Source organism: Cyanobium sp. Aljojuca 7A6 (assembly GCF_024346455.1).
In the GTDB taxonomy this organism is placed as follows: domain Bacteria; phylum Cyanobacteriota; class Cyanobacteriia; order PCC-6307; family Cyanobiaceae; genus Cyanobium.
In genome coordinates this window covers 24,567-30,981 of the sequence record NZ_JAGQCY010000026.1, presented here as the reverse complement: position 1 = coordinate 30,981, position 6,415 = coordinate 24,567, and the positions used below count along the sequence as shown (strand labels likewise).

The following is a 6,415-nucleotide window of genomic DNA, read 5'->3' as shown; positions in this document are numbered from 1 at the left end:
AGGCCGTTGGGAACAGCAGCAGACCGGACCACCCCACGAAAACGAAGCGGTCGCGCTTGAGCCAGTCGTCGAGGACGTCGAACCATCCACGGGTGGCCGGTGCACGCCCTAGGGCGATCGTCATGGGAGGAGCTTCACGAAGCGTTACAAGCAGATCGTAAAAGACAACCGCCTTTCTGTGCGGCCGACCGCCTCCCAGCCCTGCAGGAATGAGCACAACTACTCATCAGCTCCCCCGTGGCCCACGATTCGCCAGAGTGGCGAGGCCAGCCCTTCCCGCCCTGCATGTACGTCGTTGAGATCTCCCTCCGGCTCAGCCCCATGCCCGTTGCCGTTCAGCGCAAGGAGCTGGACGCCGCCCAGGCCCTTTACGGCGAGGTGCGTCAGGCCCTCGAGAACGGCCACCCCAAGGTGCTTGACCTGACCTGCGAGAAGGACGAGCAGAAGCGCGTCAGCCTTCTGAGCGGCGAGATCGTGGCCGTTCAGATTTATGAGAAGTCGGCGGTCGCCGGCGGCGGCAAGCGGCCCGGCTTCAGCTTCGAAGCTTGACAATGGCTGCGCCAGTGGAGCCGCCCCTGCGCATCGAGGGGCTCCGCTTCGGCTGGGGCGAGGGCCGCGAAGCGCTGCACCATTGCCGGCTGCTGATTCCAGGCCCAGGACTGTGGATGCTCGTTGGCAGCAACGGCAGCGGCAAGAGCACCCTGTTGCGCCTGATCACCGGCCTCCTGACACCTGCCGAAGGGACCATCACCTGCCAGGGCAGGACTGCCCTCGTCTTCCAGAATCCCGACCATCAGCTGCTGCTCCCCAGCTGCGGCAGCGATCTGCAGCTGGCCCTCCCCGAGGGTCTCGACGCCGGCCAGCGCGCAGCCCGGGTGGCCTCGGCCCTGGCCCAGGTGGGCCTGAGCGGCCTGCAGCAACGTCCCATCCACACCCTGAGTGGCGGCCAGAAGCAGCGCCTGGCGATCGCCGGCGCCTTGGCCAGTGACGCGTCGCTGTTGCTGCTCGATGAACCCACGGCCCTGCTGGATCCGGAAAGCCAGAAAGAAGTGCTGGAACTGATCCATCGGCTGTGTCACCGGAGCGCCGCACCCCTCACCGCGCTGTGGATCACCCACCGCCTTGAGGAACTTGCGCGCTGCGACGGGGCCGCCCGCATGGAAGCCGGGGCGATCGGCCCCTGGCAGAGCGGCGAAAGCCTGCGCCACTCCCTGGCCCCCTTGCCCGTCGGCGGGGCCGAAAGGTAAGGTCATCTGATCCGGGTTTTCCGGTGTTTTCCTCGGTAGCTCAGTGGTAGAGCGGTCGGCTGTTAACCGATTGGTCGCAGGTTCGAATCCCGCCCGGGGAGTTTTTCATCCGCCCGATTCCGGCCCTCCTGCCCTCTGCCAACAGCGGCAGCATCAGCCTGCTGAGCGTGGTCAGCAGGGATCTCTGCACGGATCTGCGAAAACGGCGAAAATGTAGTCTCCCGTCACCTGTGCTCCCTCCAGAAGCACCCCCGACGCCACGACCCCACCCATGAAGCCCTCCATCCTGCTCATCGAAGATGACGGCGACATGCGTGATCTGGTCGCCGGCCATCTCGAGCACGGGGGCTTCGACGTGCAGCGCGCTGAGGACGGCATCAAGGGCCAGGCCCTCGCCGTTCAGTACAGCCCGGATGTCATCCTGCTCGACCTGATGCTCCCCAAAGTCGACGGTCTCACCCTCTGTCAGCGTCTGCGGCGCGACGAGCGCACGGCCAAGATCCCCATCTTGATGCTCACCGCCCTCGGCAGCACCAAGGACAAGGTCAGCGGGTTCAATTCGGGCGCCGATGACTACCTCACCAAGCCCTTCGATCTCGAGGAGCTCATGGTCAGGGTCAAGGCCCTCCTGCGCCGCAGCGAGCGGGCTCCCCTCTCCGCCAAGCACAACGAGATCCTCAGCTTCAGCTCCCTCACCCTCGTGCCCGAGCGCTTTGAGGCCATCTGGTTCGATGCCCCCGTGCGCCTCACGCATACGGAGTTCGAACTCCTCCACTGTTTGCTGCAGCGCCACGGCCAGACCGTCGCCCCCTCCCTGATCCTGAAGGAGGTCTGGGGTTACGAGCCCGACGACGACATCGAAACGATCCGCGTCCACATCCGTCACCTCCGCACCAAGCTCGAACCCGACCCCCGCAAGCCCCGCTTCATCAAGACCGTCTACGGCGCCGGCTACTGCCTGGAGCTGCCTTCCAACGATCAGATGGAACCCCTCGCCCGCATCGTCCGCGACGCCAGACAGGCTCGGCTGGAGGCCTCGATCAAGAGCAACGAAGCGGGCTGATTCCTCGGCCCATCGCTGCATGGGAGCACAAGCCCCCCTTTCCCGGATAACAACCTGCGGCACCTCCAGACGTTGCGGGAAGGGTTATGATTCACTATCGCCTCAGCGGCCAAGGTCGAGCAGGGCCACCTCCCAGGCCAGCCGGGGCTGCACGTAGGCCAGCAGGTGGCTGCGCAACTGTTCGAGGCGCCGCAGCGGCGCCGCCTCCAGGCGCTGCCGCCAGAGGTGCAGCTGCCACCAGTCGAGCAACCAGAGCTGCTGTTCGCCGTCGAGGGCCTCGCTGAGGTCCCGGGCCAGGCCCAGGGCCTCCATGGGCTCCCGGCCCAGGGTCAGCAACCGTTCCGCCAGCCCCTCCGGCAATCCCTGCCAGACCCGTCGGTGGCGAAGCAAGGCCCCGGGGGAGCCGGCGGCCAGCTCGAGCAGTTCGGGGGGATCCGCCATGGGCGCCTGCGGTTCCCCTGCCGCCAGCGGCAGGCGCTCCAGGACCTGGCGCACCAGGGCGGGGGGCAGGCGGGCGAAGGGAATGGACTGGCAGCGGGAGCGGATGGTGCTCAGCAGCCGGTCCGGGGTCGCCGTGAGCAGGATCAGCAGGCCGTGGCCGGGTTCCTCGAGGGTCTTGAGCAGAGCATTGGCGGCCGCTTCGGCCATCGCTTCAGCCGTTTCCAGCACCACCAGGGAGCGGCCCCCCTCCACCGGGCGGCGGGCCAGGAAACGGGTCACCTCCCGCACCTGCTCCAGGCGCAGCTGGGGGGGGGTGCGGCGGCTGAGGCCCTGGGCCTCGGCTTCGGAGGCCTTCACCAGCCGGCCCTGGTGCAGGTAGGTGGGCTCAACCCAGAGCAGGTCGGGGTGGTTGCCCTCCGCCAGACGCCGCCGCAACGGCACCGATCCGGCGGTTCCGCCTGCCAGCACCCCTTCCAGCAGGCGCAGGGCCGCCAGCCGGCGGCCCACCCCATCAGCCCCCACGAACAGGTAAGCCGGCGCCAGCCGCCGGCGTTCGAGGGCGGCCGTCAGCAGCCCCACCGCCTGCGGCTGGCCGACCAGATCGGCGAACAGCTCAGCCACAGCCATACCCCCCGGGGGCGCCCAGGTGTTCCGTGATCTGGGCGCGGCAGAGCTCCGTGACCTCCTCCCTGGGCAAACTGGCCTCGACCCGACACCAGCCCCTCTGGCCGGCCAGGGCGGCGAAGCCGTCGCTGACCCGCTGCAGGAAGGCCTCGCCGGCGGCCTCAATCCGGTCGGCGGGTCGATGGCCGCGGCGACGCAGGGAACCGGCCAGGGGCAGGTCGAGCCAGAGGGTGAGATCGGGCGTCAGGCCACCAGTGGCCAGGGCTTCGAGCTGAAGAATCGTTGGCAGGGGGAGGCCGCGGCCATAGCCCTGGTAGGCGGCGGTGGAGCCGCTGAAACGATCGCAAAGCACCCAGTCGCCAGCAGCCAGGGCCGGACGCAGGCACTCCTCCACGTGCTGGGCCCGGTCGGCGGCGTAGAGCATCAGCTCGCTGAGGCTGCAGGGGGCGGCACCCTCGGGAGGCTGCAACAGCAGGGAACGCAGAGCCTGGCCCAGGGCCGTGCCGCCGGGTTCCCGGGTCACCACCAGGCGGGCGCCGGGATCCATCAGGCCACTGGCCGGCAGCCAGGCGCGCAGGGCCTCGATCTGGGTGGACTTGCCGCAGCCGTCGATGCCTTCCAGCACCAGGAAGCGTCCGCTCATCACGGCCGCTCCTTCAGGCTGATCTGCAGCAGCAGGGCATTGCCGACCACGGTGATGGAACTGAAGGCCATCAGCAGGGCCGCCAGTTCGGGCGAGAGGCGCAGGCCGAAACCCGGCAGCAGCACCCCGGCGGCGATCGGCAGCACGATCAGGTTGTAGCCGAAGGCCCAGGCCAGGTTCTGGCGCACCTTGGCCATGGTGCGCCGGGCGATCTCCAGGGCCCGGACGATGCCGTCGAGGCCCTCACCCATCACCACCAGCGCCGCACTCTCCTGGGCAATCTGGGTGCCGGTTCCGACGGCGATGCCGAGATCGGCGGCGGCCAGGGCGGGCGCATCATTCACCCCGTCCCCCACCATCGCCACGGCCCCCTGGCGGTGGGCCAGCAGGAGCCGTTCCAGCTTCTGCTCGGGCCGCAGTTCCCAGGCCAGCTCTTCGGGGCGCAGGCCGAGCCGGCGGCCCAGGCCCTCGACGCTCGCCCGCCGGTCGCCGCTGAGCAGCCCGAGCCGCAGCCCCTGCTGCCGCAGGAGGGCCAGGGTGGCAGCGGCATCGGCGCGGGGCTGGTCTTCCACGGCCAGGAGTCCCAGGAGCCGTCCGTCGCTGGCCACCGCCAGCAGGCTGGCGCCATCGGCCTCCAGGTCCTGCTGGAGGGCCTCAAGGCCGGGGTCCACCGCCACGCCGGTGTGGGCCAGCCAGGCCAGCCGGCCCACCTGCACAAGCCCGGAGCCTTCCACCTGGCCCTGCACCCCTTCCCCGGGGTGCGTCAGGGCCTCGGCGACGGACAGCAGGGGCAGCCCCAGGCACTGGGCCTGCTGAAGGACGGCATGGGCCAGGGGATGGCGGCTGTGCTGCTCAAGGCTGGCCGCCAGCTGCACCAGTCGCTCGGCCTGGGCCGCCTCCGCCGGGCTTCCAGCCGCGGCCCCGATCACCCGGACGGCCGTCACCAAGGGGAGACCGACGGTGAGGGTGCCGGTTTTGTCGAACAGCACCGCCTCCAGCCGGGAGGCGGTTTCGATGGCGTCACCGCCGCGGAACAACAGGCCCGAGCGGGCCGCCAGGCCGGAGCCAACGGTGATGGCTGTCGGTGTGGCCAGACCCAGGGCGCAGGGACAGGCCACCACCAGCACGGCGATGGCCAGCTGCAACCCGAGGCTGAAGGGGGTGGTGGGGCTGGCGACATCCCCATGGCCATGGGCGCCATGGCCGGCTGCAGCGACCGTGAGCAGCACCTCGGGCCAGTGCTGGCTGCCCCACAACCACCAGAACAGCAGGGTGGCCACCGCCAGGACCAGCACCACCAGGGTGAAGCGGCCGGCGATCCGGTCCGCCAGCCCCTGGATCGGGGCCTTGCGGGCCTGGGCCCGCTCCACCATGTGCACGATGCGGGCGATGGCGCTCTCGGCACCGCTGCGCTGCACCTCCAGCACCAGGGAACCATCCAGATTGAGCAGGCCGGCGGCCAGCTCACTGCCAGGAGCCACGGAGCGCGGCAGGGGTTCGCCGGTGAGGCTGGAGGCATCCACGCTGGAGCGGCCTTCCCGCACCACCGCATCCACCGGCACCCGGTCCCCCGGCAGCAGCCTCAGCCGGTCCCCCGGACGCAGCCCGCCCACCCGGACCTGGCGTGGGGGGCCTTCACCCAGCAGCAGCAGGGCATGGTCGGGCTGGAGGGCACTGAGTTCCTCGATGGCCCGACCGGTGCGATAGCGGGCCCGTTCCTCGAGGAAGCGACCGGTGAGGACAAAGCCCAGCAGCATCACCGGCTCGTTGAAGTAGCAGGGCCAACCGCTGGCCGGCCATAGCCAGCCCACCAGGCTGGAGAGGTAGGCGCTGGCCACGCCCAGCCCCACCAGGCTGTCCATGCCTGGCACGCCGGCCAGCGCCGAACGCACGCCCCGGATCAGGATCGGCCGGCCCGGAACGGCCAGGGCGAGCGTGGCCACCAGGGCATGGAACCAGGGGCTGCCCAGCAGCTGCCACGGCCCCCGCCAGGGCAGCTGACCGGCCTCTGCCAGGTGGCCCAGCCCGGAGACCAGCAGCAGGAGCAGGGCCATGAGCAGCTGGCGCCAGTGGCGCCACCACTGGTCGGCCTGACGACGCTGCCGTTGGCTCGCCGGCTCCAGGGCCTGGGAACGCAGCCGGGCCTGGAAGCCCAGGCCCTCAAGGCTGCCCAGCAGGGCGGGCAGGGGGTCCTCGGTGACGCCATCGGGGCCGTCAGCGCGTGGCTCCAGATCGACCCAGGCCGTGCGGGTGAGCAGGTTGACGCTGGCCTGGCGCACTCCCTTGGTCTGCAGCAGGCGTTGCTCCACGGCACGCACGCAGCCGCCGCACTTCATGCCCTCCACATCGAGAAGCAATGGCTCTGAAGCGGCGGCAAGGGGGGTGGCGCTCACGCAG

6 protein-coding genes, 1 tRNA gene and 1 pseudogene are annotated in these 6,415 nt (G+C 70.2%); 4 read left to right on the top strand and 4 right to left on the bottom strand.

Annotated features, from left to right (window positions below; all coding sequences use genetic code 11):
* A pseudogene (locus KBY95_RS15875) lies at positions 1-124 on the bottom strand (photosystem II D2 protein (photosystem q(a) protein)); the annotation flags it as partial.
* Between the two features lie 161 nt (positions 125-285).
* Here KBY95_RS15875 and KBY95_RS15870 point away from each other — a divergent pair.
* From KBY95_RS15870 to KBY95_RS15855, 4 genes are all read left to right on the top strand, one after another.
* Positions 286-549 (top strand): hypothetical protein, encoded by a 264-nt coding sequence (locus KBY95_RS15870; RefSeq protein ID WP_254966260.1) that lies wholly within the window; start codon positions 286-288, stop codon positions 547-549.
* Positions 550-551: 2 nt separating this feature from the next.
* Entirely contained in the window at positions 552-1,247 is a 696-nt protein-coding gene (locus KBY95_RS15865; RefSeq protein WP_254966266.1) for an ABC transporter ATP-binding protein, read from the top strand.
* Positions 1,248-1,276: 29 nt separating this feature from the next.
* Positions 1,277-1,348 (top strand) — tRNA-Asn (locus tag KBY95_RS15860).
* Between the two features lie 170 nt (positions 1,349-1,518).
* Positions 1,519-2,310: a response regulator transcription factor gene (locus tag KBY95_RS15855; RefSeq protein WP_254966259.1), complete on the top strand. Its 792-nt coding sequence runs from the start codon at positions 1,519-1,521 to the stop codon at positions 2,308-2,310.
* Positions 2,311-2,412: 102 nt separating this feature from the next.
* Here the strand turns inward: KBY95_RS15855 and KBY95_RS15850 are convergent, their stop codons facing one another.
* The 3 genes from KBY95_RS15850 to KBY95_RS15840 are packed head-to-tail and all read right to left on the bottom strand — an operon-like array spanning position 2,413 to position 6,411.
* Entirely contained in the window at positions 2,413-3,372 is a 960-nt protein-coding gene (locus KBY95_RS15850; protein WP_254966265.1) for a DNA polymerase III subunit delta', read from the bottom strand.
* Positions 3,365-4,018 (bottom strand): dTMP kinase, encoded by a 654-nt coding sequence (tmk, locus tag KBY95_RS15845; RefSeq protein ID WP_254966258.1) that lies wholly within the window; start codon positions 4,016-4,018, stop codon positions 3,365-3,367. Before tmk ends, KBY95_RS15850 begins: the two co-directional genes overlap by 8 nt.
* The gene (locus KBY95_RS15840; protein ID WP_254966257.1) at positions 4,018-6,411 is read right to left on the bottom strand and encodes a cation-translocating P-type ATPase; all 2,394 of its coding nucleotides are present in this window, start codon (positions 6,409-6,411) and stop codon (positions 4,018-4,020) included. The genes tmk and KBY95_RS15840 overlap by 1 nt, the downstream gene beginning before the upstream one ends.
* Positions 6,412-6,415: the final 4 nt, after the last annotated feature.